Source organism: Acinetobacter sp. F-1 (assembly GCF_022869025.1).
Classification (GTDB): Bacteria; Pseudomonadota; Gammaproteobacteria; order Pseudomonadales; family Moraxellaceae; genus Acinetobacter; species Acinetobacter pseudolwoffii.
Genome location: NZ_JAJKFX010000001.1, coordinates 117,647 through 134,510, shown reverse-complemented (window position 1 = coordinate 134,510; position 16,864 = coordinate 117,647). Strand labels below are relative to the sequence as shown.

The following is a 16,864-nucleotide window of genomic DNA, read 5'->3' as shown; positions in this document are numbered from 1 at the left end:
GGCTTTTTGCGATAAACAAGTTTTTTCAAACCATGAAAATTGAAAAAACAGTGGAGAATACATGAATCTGCTACTTATAGGTGTGTTATTGGCGATTATGGCCATAGCCTATCAAATCGGATTAAGTAAAAGCCGTAACTTAGCAGGTAAGGGAAGCAATTCTGCAAACTTACACTCGCGTCCCGGATATTATGGTGCACTGGTTGCACTGTGGTGTGGTATCCCTGCGTTTTTAATTTTGATTGTTTGGAATATGGTTGAGCCAAGTTTTCTGGAGCAAGTGGTACTCAACCATTTGCCGCAGGATATTTCGGCCAATCTGGATCCGGCAAGTCTGGGCGTTGTTGTTGATCGCGTTCAGGCACTTGCCTCAGGTTTCGGTGTCAGTGATACACCTGCAGCCTATGAACTGGCCGCAGCAGAACAGTTAGCTAAATTTTCGACCATTGGGACTTTTGCCAAATTGGCAGTGGTGATTTCGGCTGCACTGGCAGGTCTGGTCTGGGCCAAAAAACGTATTAGCCAGGAATTCCGCGCACGTAACCAAGTCGAGAAAATGATTAATATCGGCTTGGCATTGTGTTCGGGTGTGGCAATTCTGACCACGCTCGGGATTGTCATGTCGATGTTTGGTGAAGCGATGCGCTTCTTCAGCTTCGTCAGTCCACTGGATTTCTTCTTTGGTACCGAATGGAACCCGGGTTTTAGTACTTCTGGCAGTGCCGAGGGCAGTTACGGTTTATTGCCACTGCTGTGGGGTACGCTCATGGTCAGTGCGATCGCACTTTTGGTCGCGGTACCGGTCGGCCTGATGATTGCGATCTATCTGGCAGAATATGCATCACCGCGCTTCCGTTCTTGGGCAAAACCGACCATTGAAGTGTTGGCGGGTATTCCTACGATTGTTTATGGTGTCTTTGCCTTGATGATCATCGGTCCATTTCTTAAAGCCATGGGTGCCATGGTCGGACTCGAAATTAATGCCACCAGTGCGCTGACCGCGGGTCTGGTGATGGGCATCATGATTATTCCATTCGTATCTTCTCTATCCGATGACATTATTACCCAGGTGCCACGTGCCTTACGTGATGGTTCTCTGGGGCTAGGTGCAACCAAATCTGAAACGATCCGTCAGGTGGTTTTACCTGCAGCTTTGCCGGGTATTATTGGTGCTTTCCTGTTGGCAGCATCCCGTGCGATTGGTGAAACCATGATCGTGGTACTTGCAGCGGGGAACAGTCCGCAGCTGCATGCCAATCCACTTGAAGCCGTATCTACGGTCACCATTACCATCGTGAATCAGCTAACTGGTGATACTGACTTTGCTAGTCCGCAAGCACTGGTGGCCTTTGCGCTAGGACTGACGCTATTCGTCATTACCCTAGGTTTGAACATTGTTGCACTGATCATCGTGCGTAAATATCGTGAGCAATACGACTAATGAGTACTTCAAATACAACGCCTGTGGATCAGCGTGTTGATCCATCCGTCGCTGCCGAGCTGCGTGAAAAGCGTAAGAAGACCATTCAAAGCTCTTTGGGGCGACGTCATCGTAAAGAAAAAACATTCCGTCTATTTGGTTTCTCTGCGGTATTGGCCGGTCTGTTCTTTGTGGTATTGCTCTTCGGCAGTATTTTATCCAAAGGTTTGCCTGCCTTCTGGCAAAGCAGCATGAGTTTGCCGATTCATTTCGATCCGGCCATTGTAGAGATTGGTCCAAAACCCAAGCCAGCTGCGGGAGAGTCTCCGGCGCAGTTTGAAGAGCGTATGATTGCCTGGCAAATGGATGTCGGCATGGTGGACTGGGATGCACTGATCATCAACGGCATGATCGCCAGAGACAGCAAGCTGGAAAGTCAGCGTGATGAACTGGGTTATTTATATACCAGTTCTGAGGCTTATCGCTTACGTGACATGGTCATGAATGATCCAAGTCTGGTCGGTCAAAGCACAGAGGTTAAAATTCTGGCAGATGCCAATGTCGATGTCTGGCTGGCGGGTAATATTGATCGTTCGTTACCAGCAGAACAGCAACAACTCAGTCCTGAAGTACGCCAGGTGGCGGACGAGATGAAAGCCTCAGGTGTAATCGAAAACAGTTTCAATACTAATATTTTTACCAGCCCTGACTCGCGTAGTTCACCGGCAACGTCAGGTCTGGCAGGCGCTTTCATGGGCTCACTGTTCATGATGATGATCGTGATCTTTATCTCGATTCCAATTGGGGTGGCATCTGCGATCTATCTGGAAGAGTTTGCGCCGAAAAACTGGATTACCGATATTGTCGAAGTCAACATCAACAACCTGGCAGCAGTGCCATCGATTGTGTTTGGTTTGCTGGGTGCCGCGATCTTTATTGGCTGGATGCATTTACCGCTATCGGCCCCTCTGGTCGGTGGTCTGGTGCTGAGTCTGATGACTTTGCCAACTGTCATCATCACCACACGTGCATCGCTTAAAGCGGTTCCACCTTCGATTCGTCAGGCAGCGTTGGGCTTGGGTGCTTCACGACTGCAAACGGTTTTCCATCATGTCTTGCCATTGGCTTTGCCGGGTATTTTAACTGGTGCCATTATCGGGGTCGCGCAGGCATTAGGTGAAACCGCACCATTGTTATTAATCGGGATGAGTGCTTTTGTTGCCAGCGTTCCAGCCACACCATTTGATCAGTCTACAGCGTTACCTGTGCAGATTTTCTTATGGCAGGGCAATGAGTTACGTAACTTCTTTGAAGGGCGTACCGCAGCAGCAATTATTGTACTTCTGGCCATGATGATCAGCTTGAACAGTCTGGCCATCTGGTTACGTAAAAAGTTTGAAGTCCGTTGGTAATAGGGGCAGAATCATGAACACAACTGTTATTCAAAACTCCTTAAAAAAGGATCAATCCGTGAATCCACAACAGACACAATTCACTAATGATGAGGCTACACAAAAGCCAGCAACATCGTTTGTCTCCCAATTCGATACGCAAAGTAGCAGCAAAAAAGATGAAAAGTCGACAAATGTGAAACTGAGTACATCTGATGTGCATGTGTACTATGGTGAAGCGGAAGCGATTAAAGGCATTGACCTGAACATTTATGAAAATGAAGTGATTGCTTTTATTGGGCCATCAGGCTGTGGTAAGTCAACCTTTCTGCGTACCCTAAACCGCATGAATGACACCATTGACAGTTGTCGTGTGACCGGTAAAGTCATGCTGGACAATCAGGACATTTATGATCCAAACCTGGATGTGGTCTTGCTACGTGCTCAAGTCGGTATGGTATTTCAGAAGCCCAACCCATTTCCAAAGTCTATTTTTGACAACGTTTCTTACGGCCCGAAATTACATGGTCTTGCACGTGATAAATACGATCTTGAAGAAATTGTCGAAGGCAGTTTGCGTAAAGCCGGTTTGTGGGAAGAAGTAAAAGACCGTTTGAATCAGCCGGGAACAGGTTTGTCAGGTGGTCAGCAGCAACGTTTATGTATCGCGCGTACCATCGCAGTTTCGCCTGAAGTGATTCTGATGGATGAACCATGTTCTGCGCTGGATCCAATTGCAACAGCAAAAGTAGAAGAGCTGATTTCTGAGCTTTCAACTCAATATACCATTGCGATTGTAACCCACTCCATGCAACAGGCAGCGCGTGTATCTGACCGTACTGCGTATTTCCATCTGGGTGATTTAATTGAGGTGAATGCAACCGAAAAAGTCTTTACCCAACCAGATCATCAATTGACTGAAGCTTATATTACAGGGCGTTTTGGTTAATACGATTTTAAAAATAAATCTTTTAAAACAGAATCTTAGGATTCTGTTTTTTTTTGTTATGTTCTATAAGTTTTTTAAAATTTATAATGACAATGCAACAGACCCCTGAATTTAAAGAAAAAGCTAAACTGACGCAAATTGCGATGAAAGATATGTTCTATGTGCTTTTTGGAACGGCTTATATGCATCAATATTTTGATTTAGTGATGGTGCTGTTCAGTATCATATTAGCCTTGATTATCCCTTATGAAGGCTTGTTCATTACTTCACAAAGTCAGGGAATGACCAACTATCATCGTTGGCTCTATGACGTGTTTATGATCGTGAATACTTTCTTGGGCTTTGTGATTTTTTATATGTTAAAGCATCAAAAATATAATATTGAAGTTAAACAAAAATGGCGTGTTTATATTACAGCACATGCTCAATTTAAATTTCATCGTTATCTAAAAGTACAAGAAAAGGGCAAGAAACCATTAATGCATACGCGTTTTGGTGAATACTTCTTTGTGCTTATTACGATCATTTTTTTTATTGCGGTATATTCATTGATGACCCCTTCGGGGACAAGTCATCGAGGTTTTATTATATTAACCTGGTGGCCAATGAATGCTTCGATTATAGCTGTAATCTATACACTTTTATTTATTTTGTATTTTCGTTTGTTCGCGATCCATGAAATTATGAATCAATATAAATTATTGATCCGTCGTGGACATGCTTGGCAACAAGATCAATAAATGCTGTTGAAAAAATCAGAATTGACCTAATCTAAGGATATAAGCCGAATTAAATAGAGAATAGATTTTTTATGTTATTTCATAGTCCGAAACTGCCCGCTGAAATCCGTGTCAGTCATTTAAATGCGCGTATCAATGAACAACGAAAAAAAATAGCGCAAACGACTGGCTCTAAACTGGAGCTTTTGCAGTTGTCACAACAGCTGTCAAAAGAAGCACGTGCACGCAAGAAAACCAATCAAAAAATCTATGTCTTGGACTTTAAAGGCGATATGGCCGCTTCTGCGGTCGAAAGTTTACGTGAAGAAATTACCCTGATTTTATCCACGGCTAAAGCGGGTCGTGACCGTGTTGTCGTGCGTTTAGAAAGCCCGGGTGGTATGGTGCATGGCTACGGTCTGGCCGCTGCTCAACTGGTACGTTTACGTGATGCCGGTTTTCACTTGACCATCTGTGTCGATAAAGTAGCGGCCAGTGGCGGTTATATGATGGCGTGTATCGCAAATGAAGTTGTGTCTGCACCATTTGCGATTGTCGGTTCGATTGGGGTGGTGGCTCAAGTGCCTAACTTTAACCGTCTGCTGAAAGACAATAAAATCGACTTTGAACTCTATACCGCAGGCCAGTACAAACGTACCGTGACCATGTTTGGTGAAAACACCGAAGAAGGGAAGGCCAAGTTTGAAGAAGAGTTACAGCAAACGCATGCTTTATTCAAACATTTCGTAGAAAAATACCGTCCGCAGCTGAATGTGGAAAAAGTGGCAACCGGTGAGCATTGGTATGGTCGTGATGCACTGGATTTAAACTTGGTAGATAAACTGCAAACTTCAGATGAATATTTACTGCACTTGCTAACGCAACATGATGTTTATTCGATCCAGACCCGCAAGAAACCAACCTTGGGTGAAAAGCTGGGTTTACAGGCAGCGCAAATTGCGGATTCATTGATTCCGACTGTAATGAATAAGGTCATGGAAAGCTTAAGCAAAGCCAATGCAAATCTGGTACAGATGCGCGATCCTAAACTCTAATTCAGTTAAAATTGAATATATATTAAAGCTCACTGCGGTGAGCTTTTTTATGCCTTAGGTTATTGTTAGTATGCTATAAAAGATCTAATTCAATGCGGCTTTTACTGGCATGCTCACCCTTATTCTTGTTTTAGGTTTTCTGACTATCGCGATCTGTCCGATAGCATGTGCATTGTACGCTGAAGCCAAGTTACAAAATGAAGATCAAAAAAAACTTTTATTTTGGCTGGGTTTTATCCCGGGCACATGTCTCTTTATTCTATATGCTGTGTTAAAGCCAGATGATCCGCCTGTTATTCCATCGAAGGCATGTGGTGTGGTGCAGTCTTATCAGGTGCATAAAACTCGAGGTGGTAAGGAGTTTGAAGGTGTGATTATTCGCTTTGATGGTGCTCAATATAGTCGCCATTTACTCTTCGATCAGCATCTAGAGAAAATGCCGAAAGCTCAAAAGGTCTGCTTTGAATATTTAGATAAGTTCAAATATCCACATTTGTCAGAATCTAAGTTTGTTCAATGGATTGAACCAACTGAAATGCAAAACATCCCTACAGCTAATCGGATAAAATAAAGCATATTTTATTGTTAGAGCAGAAACATGGCTATAGCTGAAGCATATCTTGCAACACAAAACTGTTATTTTAATTACGAGTTTGAAGAATTGAACTTGAATGATTTCCCAGAAGAATTTTCTATTTCTCTACGTGGGATGATGTATAGACATGAAATTCAATATCCTGATGCAAGCTATTTTATTTATTACAGCGAAATGTTGACGGGTAATGAACTGCAAAAAATGAAAGATGACTGGATGCAATATTGCCCACTCCCATAATTGCAGAATATGAATGTAATAGTTGAGTACAAACCTTAATTCAATGAGATTTTGATTTTAAAAGCTCACTTCGGTGGGCTTCTTTGTAAGAGCATGAGACTACCCGTAAATATCGCGCCTAATGTGGCAAGCAAGATGTCTTTATGCGCATCCCAGCTATCACCTTGCTGTCCATTATAGTTCTCCGCTTCTTCGGGAGATAAGCCAATCGCGATCAACCATTCCAGCCATTCATAGATCATGCTACTGGCCACCACAAACTGAATCACCAGCAGGAAAATGACCACAGGTTTTTGCTGCGGCAACCAGACCTGAAACAGGCGATAGAAAATGGGGTAAAGGAGTAATCCGTAGGCCAGATGAACAAAACGGTCAAACATATTGCGTGACCAATGCATTGCTTCATTCAGATGAAAGCCAAAAATCTGCTCAATCCACTGGTTATAAGGCACATAGGAATACAGATAGTGTGCAGCAATCACATGAACAATCAGGAAAAGGATATATAAATTAAAACTTAAAAAATGCAGCCCAATTTTATATAGACAGACCAGCAGCATGATAAGCATGAAAGCTGTACCGGCCTGATGCAAGAGATAAGCTTCCAGTTCTAAAGGATGAATACTGGCCAATATAATAGCAAGAATTAAAATGCCCAGGCTCGCATAATGCTTGGCGGAAAGTCGCTGCTCAATCATGTCGTTATGATGAAATATCGTTTTTAGAATAAAATACATTATAAATAAAAAGGCGAAGCCTGAGCTTCGCCTTTTGGTCTTATTTTAAATTAGATTTTAGCAATCAGCTCAGCCACTTGTTTGGCCTGTTCAGCAGCATTACCTGTATAAGAAGCAGGTGTCATTTCAGCTAGACGCGCACGATCAGCAGCAGGAACCGCTTCTAACTCGTTACCGTTTACGAAATCAACCATCATGTCGCGAGTCATGGCCTGACCACGAGTCAGGGCTTTTAATTTTTCGTATGGTTTTTCAACGTTGTAACGACGCATTACAGTTTGAATCGGTTCAGCCAACACTTCTTGCGCATTGTCTAAATCTTCATTGATACGTGCAGCATTGAGTTCAAGTTTGCCGATCCCTTTAGCACATGCTTCGAAAGCAATTAAGCTTTGTGCAAAACCAACACCCATGTTACGTAGTACAGTAGAGTCAGTCAGGTCACGCTGCCAGCGAGAAATTGGCAGTTTTTCACCCAAGTGTGCAAGTACAGCATTGGCAAGACCCAAGTTACCTTCAGAGTTTTCGAAGTCAATCGGGTTTACTTTATGCGGCATGGTTGAAGAACCGACTTCGCCATCTTTTAGCTTTTGCTTGAAGAAACCAAGCGAGATATAACCCCAAACATCACGGTTAAAATCGATCAGAATAGTGTTGAAACGACGCAGGGCATCAAACAGTTCAGCCATGTAGTCATGTGGCTCGATTTGCGTGGTGTACGGGTTGAAATCTAGACCCAAAGATTCTACAAATGCTTGTGAATGTGCCGGCCAGTTGATGTCTGGGTAAGCAGAATAGTGCGCATTGTAGTTACCTACTGCACCATTGATTTTGCCTAGAAGTTCAACATTTTTGAACTGTTTGATTTGACGTGCAAGGCGGTAAGCCACGTTCGCCATTTCTTTACCCAACGTCGTTGGGCTTGCAGTTTGACCATGCGTACGAGACAACATTGGCTGGTCAGCATGCTTTTCAGAAAGTGCAACAACTGAATCAATGATTTGCTGCATAGATGCAACCAGTACATCACGACCGCTTTTCAGCATTAAAGCATGTGACAGGTTGTTAATATCTTCAGAAGTACATGCAAAGTGAATGAATTCACCGGCATTTTTCAATTCATCGATATTGGCAATTTTTTCTTTCAGGAAATATTCAACCGCTTTAACGTCGTGGTTGGTGGTGCGTTCGATCTCTTTGATGCGATTGGCATCATCTTCAGAGAAATTGCTTACAATCGCATCAAGCGCTGCATTAGTTTCGCCTGAAAACGCCGGAACTTCAGTAATTTCCGGGTGGTTCGCAAGCGCCTGTAACCAACGCACTTCAACAGTCACACGAGCATGGATTAAACCAAACTCAGAAAGAAAGGGACGTAGAGCATCACATTTGCTCGCGTAACGTCCATCTAGTGGAGAAAGTGCAGTTAAAGCGTTCATATCGATTCCTTAGATTTTGGAATTAAACGTAAAACGAAACACGTGCAGTATCAGTTAAACCACCTGAAACTGTAAACGCGCCAGATTCTGAATATCTTTTAGCAACTTGCGTTTGCCAAATACCATGCCCCAGGAGCTGCCACCAAGCTGACGCCACAGGTGCGCCATTTGCAAACCGGTAAAGAGGGAAGCACGGATGCGGTTGGTATGTCCGGCATCTTTAAAGGCTTCGGCATTGCCACGAACCATGATGCGCGGATTGATTGATCCCGCAGTATCGACATAGGTTTGAGCCAGATTGGCAATGATACTGGGGTGCAGGTAATTGTTATCGAAAAAGGAAAGCTGTCTGAGAATTTTCTGTTGGGACTGTTCAATAATTTCAACAAATTGGGGATTGCTATAGACCTTCTTTTCTAATTGAAGAAGTGCCATGGCATAGCTCATTGGAAGTTTGGTGCTGGAAAGTTTTGGAATTCTGGATTTTGGTGAAGTATTGAAGGGTTGAATAATGCTGCTTTCTAATGTTTTTAAGCCTAAGGAAATATCGGCCAGTTGATTAAAAAAGTCTAGGGTCTGGGCATTTTCGTTATTGCCGGGACGAATATTGAGACTGGCTTTAATCAACTGTTCAAAATAAAAGTTACCGTTTTCACCAATACTTTGCTGACCACTCAATGCGGTCATATGGGTCAGCTGGGTGGCCTGAAACACACCCGCTAACGCCAAAGCGCGATTTTGACGAGTATTCAACGTTGTGGCTGGTTGAAATGGTAACTCCGTCATGCCGAATTCATCCTTTTATAAAATCAGGTTTAGGTGCATTGGTATGATGAATCACACCACCGCCTAAACAAACTTCACCTGAATAAAACACCACACTTTGACCTGGGGTCACTGCACGTTGTGGTTCATCAAACTCCACACGTACACCATTGGGTGATTCTGAATCTTGGTACACCGTACAGGCTTGATCAGTCTGACGGTAACGGGTTTTGGCCGTGCAACGGAAACCTGTTTCAGGAATATCCTGCTCGCCGGCCACCCAGTCAATTGCTTCACTCCAAAGCATGGTGCTTTGCATCAGTGGGTGCTCATGGCCTTGACCCACCACCAGACGATTGCCTTCGATATCTTTATGTAATACGAACCAGGCACCTTCCGCGACGCCTTTCATTCCGCCAATACCGATGCCGCCGCGTTGACCGAGCGTATAGTACATTAAGCCGTGATGATCACCAACCTCTTTACCGTCTTCCAGCACGATTTTTCCGGGTTGTGCCGGTAAATATTGCTTCAAGAAGTCATTAAATCGGCGTTCGCCAATAAAGCAGATCCCGGTCGAGTCTTTTTTCTTTGCCGTAGCAAGATCTAATTCTTCAGCGATTTTACGGACTTGCGGCTTTTCAATTTCACCGACAGGGAATAATGTCTTGTTAATTTCACGACCATGTACGGCATGCAGGAAATAGGTTTGATCCTTATTCTGATCAACACCACGTAAGAGTGGTGCGTATTCTTCACCGCGCGAATTGGTCATGGTTGCACCGCGACGACAGTAATGACCTGTGGCAATAAAGTCTGCACCCAAGTTCACCGCATGATCTAGAAAGGCACGGAATTTAATTTCTTTATTACATAAAATGTCTGGGTTTGGGGTACGGCCAGCCGCATATTCTGCTAAAAAATGCTCGAATACACGATCCCAATATTCCATGGCAAAGTTTGCGGTATGCAGTTTAATCCCGATTTTGTCGCAGACGGCCTGAGCATCGGCAAGGTCATCCATCGCCGTGCAATATTCTGTGCCGTCATCTTCTTCCCAGTTCTTCATGAAAAGACCTTCAACCTGATAACCCTGTTGAATTAAAAGCGCAGCAGAAACAGATGAATCTACACCACCCGACATACCGACGATGACACGTTGTTGCATAGGATTAGGCATCCAAATTTGAAATTAAGGGAGAGTTTTGGTGCTCGTAAATGAGCGATAAAGGGTATTTTTGACCTGACAGGGCATCTTGCACGGCTTTAATCACCAGGGGACTACGGGCACGCGCCGATTCTTTCAGTTCGTCCAATGTCATCCAGACTGCGCCGACAATATCCGTATCTAAAGCGGCATTTGGGTCGTAGTCAGTGGATTTGGCTAAAAAGCAGAAACGAAAATAAGTACGATCCGGAAACATGGGCGGGGTATAGGTATACATCCCTAAAAGATGGGTCACTTCAACCGTATGTCCGGTCTCTTCCATGGTTTCACGAATTGCGGCTTCGATAATGGTTTCACCGCATTCCACATGACCTGCTGGCTGATTAAATACTGGGTGTGTCACAGCTTCTGTATGTTCTTCGACAAACAGGAATTTTCCGTCTTTTTCGATGACGGTTGCGACAGTGACGTGAGCAGTCCAAGCGGTCATAGAACAGCACCATGGATAAAGATGCACTATTGTATAAAATTTTGGGGTGTGTGGCTATGATGATCAGTTTTTTCTTTAAGGTGTTATCTCCTTTACATGTGAGAAATGGGAAATAAACCAAATATAATCAGTATCCCGCTCAATCAGATTATGAGTCATACATTTAATTAATCTGATTTTCTGCAGTCATTTTCAATCAATGTATCACGATAAGATTCATTCAAGTCGTGTTGCCAATGCTTAACATAAGCATCAACCCAGATGTAGCTCTCATTTTTGTCAATTTTAGTGGGTAAATATTGCTTATATTTTTGCAGAAAAACACCCATCCAACAGATTTGATTGATTTGAGCAATGTTTAAGTCTTCATCAAAACGATAAGACTTACCAATCGTTTGCTCATAGCCTCGAATCACAGCGATTTTTTCCAGTGTCGAAAATAGTAACTGTTGCGTTAATGGAGATAATTCAGATGAGGAGGCAATTTGGTACACTTTGGCATCGGACAACAATGTACCTACTATTCCTCGATTGGCATTTTTTAGTGCTTCACTATTTATGTCGGTTTGAGAGGCGAGTGAACAACTTGCCAAAAATATGAAACATAATGAACTAAGGGTTATTAATTTTTTTATACATGACATTGACTGGATCACCTAAGTATAGGCCTTGAGATTTTAATATTTGAATCATATTTGGATTAAAATCCTGTTTAAAAACATCAATAAACATATTTTTATTAATTGTAATCGGCCCTTTGTTATTTTGGATTAAAAACATATCTCTTGTAGCATCAACAATATTAATTTTATCAATCTGATTTTGTAGTTTCTTAGCTTTAATTAGAGCAGATTTTAATTGATCTTGGGTGTTTAAATAAGGAATATCTTTTACTTCATCAATGGTAAAAGTCGTAAGAAACCGAGCCTTAAACACAGCTTTTTGAAATTCAGCTACAATTTTAGGAGCTTCGCGCATCACATTTTTCATTAGATAGTTATGAAACTTTACATACATTTGAGTATGAAATGCAGGATCTGATAAATACCCTTCAGGCAAATTATTAGTATCCCATTCCATCCCAAACCTGATAGCTGTAAGTAACTCTATCTTATTTGTGATACTCGACCATTGATCTAAGCTCATCAAAAAGTTGTAAGGACGAGCAATATAGTAATTTCGTACTTTAATAACACTGTTGCATAATGGTTCTGAAAATTCACAGACTTTTTTTTCCTCTGGAAAGGCTTCCCAAATATTAGAATTTCCAGAAATGATGCGACTATAGGCAGAGGCTAATTTTGTGGTTTCCATCATTATTCCCATTTATTCATGGGGTGGGAAAAGTCAAAAACATGTAGATCGACTTGTTCTGATTTAATTCCTGTATGCAAGATTTCAGTAAAACCATCATGATCTGTAAAGCCGCTCTGTTCTTTCCCATCATTTGTTGTTAATAGATAAAAATATCCATTTACAGGTATATTGAATTTTTTATTTATGAGCTGGAACTTTAGTCCATGTTCTTCTACAGGAATAGGATTCTCTACGAAATTTTGGGTACTTGAATATAGGTTTCTTTTTTGTTGCAGAAAGGCATGTACAGTATGCTGAGGAGCTCCAACCACATGAACTTGCTTTGGCATTAAGATTGCCCCACAGCTAAAGTGATCACCTGCATAAGCCACTGCTTTCCCATCCATAATGACATGATCATGGCTTTTAATTAGTGTTGACCACATATTACATTTGGGACAAGCAAAACCATCACCAACTCTTAAGAAGGAGATCCCCATTTGGGTAATCCTGGACTGGCTTGCCATAACTATTCCACCGTGTGAAGTCGTGGAACCTTGAATGCCGAAAGGACGTGTCATCATTTAAATTCTTATTGGTATATTGTTAACATGAATAAAGATACTTTTAATAACAACGATATATTCAAAATATGAGAAACTAACTCGCTTTTATAGAAAAATTATTCATACTTTTATATTGGGTTTTTCTTGTAAGTATATATTTTTATTAAAATTGCTATAATGATAATTTATTATGTTTTAAGCATATCAGAAGCATGATGAACTTGGAATCATCATGCTGAAAATTTTGCTTTAGAGGATCTGCTTTAAATAATTTTTTTACTTGTAATTCCCCGACACCTTCACATAATTCTGCGCTGAATACGGTAAAAATGCTTTTTCTTTATCTGTCAGCGGACGCACTTTTTTCACAGGGCTGCCCACATACAAATAACCGCTTTCCAAAACCTTATTCGGTGGAACAAGCGAACCTGCACCAATCATGACATCATCTTCAACAATCACATCATCCAGAATAATCGTACCAATACCGACCAAAACACGATTGCCAATGGTACAACCATGTAGTTTGACATGATGACCAATGGTGACATCTTCACCAATAATTAAAGGCGAACCTTCAGGCTTATCGGCTTTCTTATGGCTGACATGCAACATCGAGTGATCTTGTACATTTGAGTTTTTACCAATCCGAATATGATTCACATCACCCCGAATTACAGCAAAAGGCCATACCGAAACATTTTCAGCCAAGATCACATCGCCGACCACAATTCCCATCGGATCGACATAACAGGAAGCATCAATCTGTGGGGTCGTATCTAAATAAGAACGAATATTTTGGCTCATAACGATCTGTCCGATAAATGATGAAGGATCATGTGCATAGTATAAAATAAAAAGCACCCATCTGAATGAGTGCTTTGGTCTTAGTCCAAGACTGAAATGGTCTGTTTAGACTTAGAACAAGTTGCTAAAGAACTGTTTGATATGGTCGAGCATACGCGCGAAGAAACCCGCTTCTTCCACTGCATTCAAAGCCACAAGAGGTTTTTCTGAAATGACTTTACCATCCAGAGTTGCAACATATTTACCGACAACTTGCCCCGGTTGTAATGGTGCAGTCAGTTTCGGTTGAACCACCAGCTGGGTTTTAATCGCATTGGCCTGACCTTTCGGCATGGTCACGTTAAAGTTTTCAGCAAGTCCGATTTGAACTTCATCTTCCTTACCGAACCAGACTTTGGCTTTAGCAAGTACCTGTTTAGCTGGTTGAACATTTTTGGTTTCGAAGTTTGCATAACCCCAAGCCAGCAATTCACGTGTCTGCGTTGCACGTTCCTGCATGGTTGGTGCACCAAAAATAACTGAAATCAAGCGAGTAGGGCCGCGTTTAGACGAGGTGGTCAAGCAGTACCCTGCTTCATTGGTATGACCAGTTTTTAAGCCATCTACACTTGGGTCGGTATACAGCAGGGCATTACGGTTACCTTGCTTGATGCCATTAAAGGTAAATTCTTTTTCAGCATAAATCGGATAATACTTGGAACTGTCTTTAATGATGTGCTGTGCCAGCGTTGCCATATCTTTGGCAGTCGAATAATGACCTTCAGCAGGCATACCGGTTGAATTGATAAAGCTGGTATTGGTCATACCAATACGTTTGGCTTCCTGATTCATCATATGTGCAAAGGTACCCTCGTTCCCTGCAATATGTTCAGCCATAGCCTTAGATGCATCATTACCCGATTGAATAATAATTCCGCGCAGCATTTCAAGTGCAGTGGCCGTACCGTTTAAAGGCACATACATACATGATTCCGCGCTACTACCGCGACACCATGCTGACTCATTCATGCGAACCTGTTCATCTTCAGTGAGTTCACCGCTCAATAGTTTTTGTTCGATGATGTAGCTGGTCATCATCTTGGTCATTGAAGCAGGGGCTAATTTTTCATTTTCATTTTTTGAAGCGAGAAGTTGCCCTGTCTCATAGTCCATTAGCACGTAGGATTTATTATTCAATTCTGGTGGTGCAGATAGGACAGTTGCTGCAAAGCTAAAACTAGGAACTAATAATAATGCAGCAAGGGCAGTTTTTTGGGTCATTTCTAGTGGGTTCCTATATCTTGATGTAAGCACGAAGAGCCTAGCATTTTAGGATAAAGCTAGGCGGACTTCTATGGGAAACCCGGTCTTATTTCAAAAGTATTGTAAGTAATCGGCAGAAAAGCAGGTTAATTGTTATAGGTGGTTAATTCATTACAAATCACCTGATTTTTTTTCTTGCCAGCTTTCTTGGCATCAGATTGTGCTTCAGCCAGAATACTGCGGAAATCGTTCTGTTGAACCATCTGGTTTAAGCTTGCAACCGGATTGCGCTGACCTGGCATATATTCAGTCACCAGCTTGGTATAGCCCTGATTGAACTGTGACTTGTCCTTAACCATGCTCGGGCAGATTTCTGAAAGAACATAAATCGCAGCCAGTTCCTGCTTGGTCACTTGCTGGGTTGGCGTGACATTGATATTTTCATTGGCTGCAAATGCAGATGTTCCTAAAAGAGTCACGGCAGAAGCTGCACAAAGTGTCATGGCTTGAAGTAATGGATATTTCATTAAAAAACTCAAAAAATAGATTTAGAACAATAATTTGCCTAGCTTAAACTTATTTTTGAAATTGAAAAGTGGGAAAATGTAGCGAAGCTGTAGAATTATGAAGAAATCTGTAAGAGAAAATAAGACGATGTTTACACCGTCTTATTTGAAGATTTATCTAGCTTAGCCCTGGTAATCCAGAATCTCTTCGCATACGGTTTTTTGTTCGTCAGTACTGGTTTGTTTTGCACCCTGACGAGCTTCTTCCAGTAAAGATTTATATTCGCTATCTGCCTGTAGTTTTTGATAGCTCATGCCTTTATCTGAGTAGTCTGCAAGATAAGACTGGATGAGAGTCTGAATAATGCTGTCTAATTTTGCATTTTGGCCAATCATAGCCGGGCAAACCTCAGCCATGACTTGTGCCGATGCGATGTCTTCTTTCACAATGGTATTGTTTTCGTCAACAGTCAGCTCGCTCGCCATAACTGAAGGAGAAACAGATACTGCCAGGCTTAAAGCGAAAGCACTAAATAAAGAGAATTTTTTAATCATCTTGAGCCACATATTTTAAAGATGGATGTCGAGCAGTAAATATATATAATTCCAGCACTAATACAATTAAATGTCCTAACCAGTCATTTTTTAGCGCGACGAGATTTTTCAGTGAATATTTTAGTTTCAAATGATGATGGTGTGTTTGCACCGGGTATTCAGGCATTGGCACAGGCTCTAAAACCTTTAGGGAGAATTGTTATTGTAGCGCCAGAAAGTGAGCGCAGTGGTTACTCCAGTGCTTTGACTCTGGACCGACCTTTACGCCCGATTCAGATTTCTCCCGATGTCTGGGCTGTCAATGGTACTCCGGCAGATTGTGTTTATCTGGCTATGAACGGCCTGTTTGACTTTGAATTTGATCTGGTGGTCAGCGGTATTAATAGTGGTGCCAATCTGGGGGATGATGTCTTGTATTCCGGTACAGTCGGGGCAGCCTTTGAAGGTCGCTTAAGTAAACATCCTGCTATTGCGGTGTCATTGAGTGGGCCGAATGTACGCAGCTATCAACACCCTCAGGATTATCAGCTGGCTGCCAACTGGGTGCATGATTTTATTGCACGCGGTTTGCCGGTTCTTCCTGAGCGTCATATTTTCAATATCAATATTCCGGATATGGCTGAATTACAGGGTGAAAAAGTGACTTATCAAGGCCGCCGCCGTCAGTCGAAGCCCATCACCAGTCATGTTGACCCACGTGGTCGTCAGGTGTACTGGATTGGACTGTCTGGAGAAGCAGTAGCAGAACCCAAGCAAGGGTTGAGCGAGATTGACTCGGACTTCTTTGCTGTGGCCAATGGCTATGTCAGCATTACTCCGATTCAGATGGATGCCACCAACTATGAGGTTTTGCGGAATCTTCAAACACAATTGGCAGAAAATGCGTTCTCAGTGTTATAACTTTGTGAAAAACTCGCGATTGCA

The 16,864-nt window shown here is 42.3% G+C and carries 20 protein-coding genes; 8 read left to right on the top strand and 12 right to left on the bottom strand.

The features are described 5' to 3' along the window. Positions 1 to 61: 61 nt before the first annotated feature. From pstC to LOZ91_RS00710, 7 genes are all read left to right on the top strand, one after another. The gene (gene pstC / locus LOZ91_RS00740) at positions 62 to 1,441 is read left to right on the top strand and encodes a phosphate ABC transporter permease subunit PstC (RefSeq protein WP_005096457.1); all 1,380 of its coding nucleotides are present in this window, start codon (positions 62 to 64) and stop codon (positions 1,439 to 1,441) included. Next, positions 1,441 to 2,832 (top strand): phosphate ABC transporter permease PstA, encoded by a 1,392-nt coding sequence (gene pstA, locus LOZ91_RS00735; RefSeq protein WP_005096458.1) that lies wholly within the window; start codon positions 1,441 to 1,443, stop codon positions 2,830 to 2,832. The genes pstC and pstA overlap by 1 nt, the downstream gene beginning before the upstream one ends. A 13-nt stretch (positions 2,833 to 2,845) precedes the next feature. Then, on the top strand, positions 2,846 to 3,760 hold the full coding sequence (pstB, locus tag LOZ91_RS00730; protein WP_005171697.1) for a phosphate ABC transporter ATP-binding protein PstB: 915 nt from the start codon (positions 2,846 to 2,848) through the stop codon (positions 3,758 to 3,760). Between the two features lie 86 nt (positions 3,761 to 3,846). Continuing rightward, complete coding sequence (locus LOZ91_RS00725; protein WP_244782505.1) at positions 3,847 to 4,500, top strand: hypothetical protein; 654 nt, start codon at positions 3,847 to 3,849, stop codon at positions 4,498 to 4,500. Between the two features lie 71 nt (positions 4,501 to 4,571). Then, a complete protein-coding gene (gene sohB, locus LOZ91_RS00720) occupies positions 4,572 to 5,534 on the top strand; it encodes a protease SohB (RefSeq protein ID WP_159138008.1) in 963 nt (320 codons plus the stop codon). 109 nt (positions 5,535 to 5,643) lie between these two features. Then, on the top strand, positions 5,644 to 6,105 hold the full coding sequence (locus LOZ91_RS00715; protein ID WP_005096462.1) for a hypothetical protein: 462 nt from the start codon (positions 5,644 to 5,646) through the stop codon (positions 6,103 to 6,105). Positions 6,106 to 6,132: 27 nt separating this feature from the next. Then, entirely contained in the window at positions 6,133 to 6,369 is a 237-nt protein-coding gene (locus LOZ91_RS00710) for a hypothetical protein (protein ID WP_218209205.1), read from the top strand. A gap of 65 nt (positions 6,370 to 6,434) precedes the next feature. Here LOZ91_RS00710 and LOZ91_RS00705 read toward each other — a convergent pair whose 3' ends face one another. The 12 genes from LOZ91_RS00705 to LOZ91_RS00650 form a co-directional block, all read right to left on the bottom strand. Then, positions 6,435 to 7,067, bottom strand: a complete 633-nt coding sequence (locus LOZ91_RS00705) for a DUF2238 domain-containing protein (protein WP_180050035.1) — start codon at positions 7,065 to 7,067, stop codon at positions 6,435 to 6,437. A gap of 89 nt (positions 7,068 to 7,156) precedes the next feature. Next, a complete protein-coding gene (purB, locus tag LOZ91_RS00700; RefSeq protein WP_004730090.1) occupies positions 7,157 to 8,545 on the bottom strand; it encodes an adenylosuccinate lyase in 1,389 nt (462 codons plus the stop codon). 54 nt (positions 8,546 to 8,599) lie between these two features. After that, positions 8,600 to 9,331: a high frequency lysogenization protein HflD gene (hflD, locus tag LOZ91_RS00695; RefSeq protein WP_100328735.1), complete on the bottom strand. Its 732-nt coding sequence runs from the start codon at positions 9,329 to 9,331 to the stop codon at positions 8,600 to 8,602. Positions 9,332 to 9,338: 7 nt separating this feature from the next. Next, positions 9,339 to 10,478: a tRNA 2-thiouridine(34) synthase MnmA gene (gene mnmA, locus LOZ91_RS00690; RefSeq protein ID WP_180077301.1), complete on the bottom strand. Its 1,140-nt coding sequence runs from the start codon at positions 10,476 to 10,478 to the stop codon at positions 9,339 to 9,341. A 4-nt stretch (positions 10,479 to 10,482) separates the two neighbouring features. Next, a complete protein-coding gene (locus LOZ91_RS00685) occupies positions 10,483 to 10,968 on the bottom strand; it encodes an NUDIX hydrolase (RefSeq protein ID WP_100328733.1) in 486 nt (161 codons plus the stop codon). 167 nt (positions 10,969 to 11,135) lie between these two features. Continuing rightward, positions 11,136 to 11,561: a hypothetical protein gene (locus LOZ91_RS00680; RefSeq protein ID WP_225552801.1), complete on the bottom strand. Its 426-nt coding sequence runs from the start codon at positions 11,559 to 11,561 to the stop codon at positions 11,136 to 11,138. 19 nt (positions 11,562 to 11,580) lie between these two features. Then, the gene (locus LOZ91_RS00675; RefSeq protein ID WP_244782504.1) at positions 11,581 to 12,282 is read right to left on the bottom strand and encodes a hypothetical protein; all 702 of its coding nucleotides are present in this window, start codon (positions 12,280 to 12,282) and stop codon (positions 11,581 to 11,583) included. A 2-nt stretch (positions 12,283 to 12,284) separates the two neighbouring features. Then, positions 12,285 to 12,848, bottom strand: coding sequence for a PAAR domain-containing protein (locus LOZ91_RS00670; protein ID WP_228127731.1), 564 nt, complete (start codon positions 12,846 to 12,848; stop codon positions 12,285 to 12,287). Between the two features lie 258 nt (positions 12,849 to 13,106). After that, a complete protein-coding gene (locus tag LOZ91_RS00665) occupies positions 13,107 to 13,637 on the bottom strand; it encodes a gamma carbonic anhydrase family protein (protein WP_159515933.1) in 531 nt (176 codons plus the stop codon). A 111-nt stretch (positions 13,638 to 13,748) separates the two neighbouring features. Further along, complete coding sequence (gene dacC / locus LOZ91_RS00660; protein ID WP_005096478.1) at positions 13,749 to 14,897, bottom strand: D-alanyl-D-alanine carboxypeptidase PBP5/6; 1,149 nt, start codon at positions 14,895 to 14,897, stop codon at positions 13,749 to 13,751. Between the two features lie 128 nt (positions 14,898 to 15,025). Then, positions 15,026 to 15,406: a hypothetical protein gene (locus tag LOZ91_RS00655; RefSeq protein ID WP_100535430.1), complete on the bottom strand. Its 381-nt coding sequence runs from the start codon at positions 15,404 to 15,406 to the stop codon at positions 15,026 to 15,028. 162 nt (positions 15,407 to 15,568) lie between these two features. Then, positions 15,569 to 15,940 carry a hypothetical protein gene (locus tag LOZ91_RS00650; protein ID WP_005096482.1) on the bottom strand — a complete coding sequence of 124 codons (372 nt, stop codon included), beginning with the start codon at positions 15,938 to 15,940 and terminating at the stop codon, positions 15,569 to 15,571. A 111-nt stretch (positions 15,941 to 16,051) separates the two neighbouring features. Here LOZ91_RS00650 and surE point away from each other — a divergent pair, with 111 nt between their 5' ends. Further along, positions 16,052 to 16,840, top strand: a complete 789-nt coding sequence (surE, locus tag LOZ91_RS00645) for a 5'/3'-nucleotidase SurE (protein WP_005096484.1) — start codon at positions 16,052 to 16,054, stop codon at positions 16,838 to 16,840. The last annotated feature ends 24 nt before the right edge of the window (positions 16,841 to 16,864 follow it).

What these genes read in the sequence shown, in the direction of transcription:
- LOZ91_RS00675 (WP_244782504.1), bottom strand. Translation starts at nt 12,282, where the DNA reads ATGGAAACCACAAAATTAGCCTCTGCCTATAGTCGCATCATTTCTGGA.
- LOZ91_RS00650 (WP_005096482.1), bottom strand. Translation starts at nt 15,940, where the DNA reads ATGATTAAAAAATTCTCTTTATTTAGTGCTTTCGCTTTAAGCCTGGCA.
- hflD (WP_100328735.1), bottom strand. Translation starts at nt 9,331, where the DNA reads ATGACGGAGTTACCATTTCAACCAGCCACAACGTTGAATACTCGTCAA.
- sohB (WP_159138008.1), top strand. Translation starts at nt 4,572, where the DNA reads ATGTTATTTCATAGTCCGAAACTGCCCGCTGAAATCCGTGTCAGTCAT.
- LOZ91_RS00655 (WP_100535430.1), bottom strand. Translation starts at nt 15,406, where the DNA reads ATGAAATATCCATTACTTCAAGCCATGACACTTTGTGCAGCTTCTGCC.
- mnmA (WP_180077301.1), bottom strand. Translation starts at nt 10,478, where the DNA reads ATGCAACAACGTGTCATCGTCGGTATGTCGGGTGGTGTAGATTCATCT.
- LOZ91_RS00685 (WP_100328733.1), bottom strand. Translation starts at nt 10,968, where the DNA reads ATGACCGCTTGGACTGCTCACGTCACTGTCGCAACCGTCATCGAAAAA.
- LOZ91_RS00710 (WP_218209205.1), top strand. Translation starts at nt 6,133, where the DNA reads ATGGCTATAGCTGAAGCATATCTTGCAACACAAAACTGTTATTTTAAT.
- pstA (WP_005096458.1), top strand. Translation starts at nt 1,441, where the DNA reads ATGAGTACTTCAAATACAACGCCTGTGGATCAGCGTGTTGATCCATCC.
- LOZ91_RS00665 (WP_159515933.1), bottom strand. Translation starts at nt 13,637, where the DNA reads ATGAGCCAAAATATTCGTTCTTATTTAGATACGACCCCACAGATTGAT.
- pstC (WP_005096457.1), top strand. Translation starts at nt 62, where the DNA reads ATGAATCTGCTACTTATAGGTGTGTTATTGGCGATTATGGCCATAGCC.
- purB (WP_004730090.1), bottom strand. Translation starts at nt 8,545, where the DNA reads ATGAACGCTTTAACTGCACTTTCTCCACTAGATGGACGTTACGCGAGC.
- LOZ91_RS00715 (WP_005096462.1), top strand. Translation starts at nt 5,644, where the DNA reads ATGCTCACCCTTATTCTTGTTTTAGGTTTTCTGACTATCGCGATCTGT.
- LOZ91_RS00705 (WP_180050035.1), bottom strand. Translation starts at nt 7,067, where the DNA reads ATGATTGAGCAGCGACTTTCCGCCAAGCATTATGCGAGCCTGGGCATT.
- LOZ91_RS00725 (WP_244782505.1), top strand. Translation starts at nt 3,847, where the DNA reads ATGACAATGCAACAGACCCCTGAATTTAAAGAAAAAGCTAAACTGACG.
- LOZ91_RS00670 (WP_228127731.1), bottom strand. Translation starts at nt 12,848, where the DNA reads ATGATGACACGTCCTTTCGGCATTCAAGGTTCCACGACTTCACACGGT.
- pstB (WP_005171697.1), top strand. Translation starts at nt 2,846, where the DNA reads ATGAACACAACTGTTATTCAAAACTCCTTAAAAAAGGATCAATCCGTG.
- dacC (WP_005096478.1), bottom strand. Translation starts at nt 14,897, where the DNA reads ATGACCCAAAAAACTGCCCTTGCTGCATTATTATTAGTTCCTAGTTTT.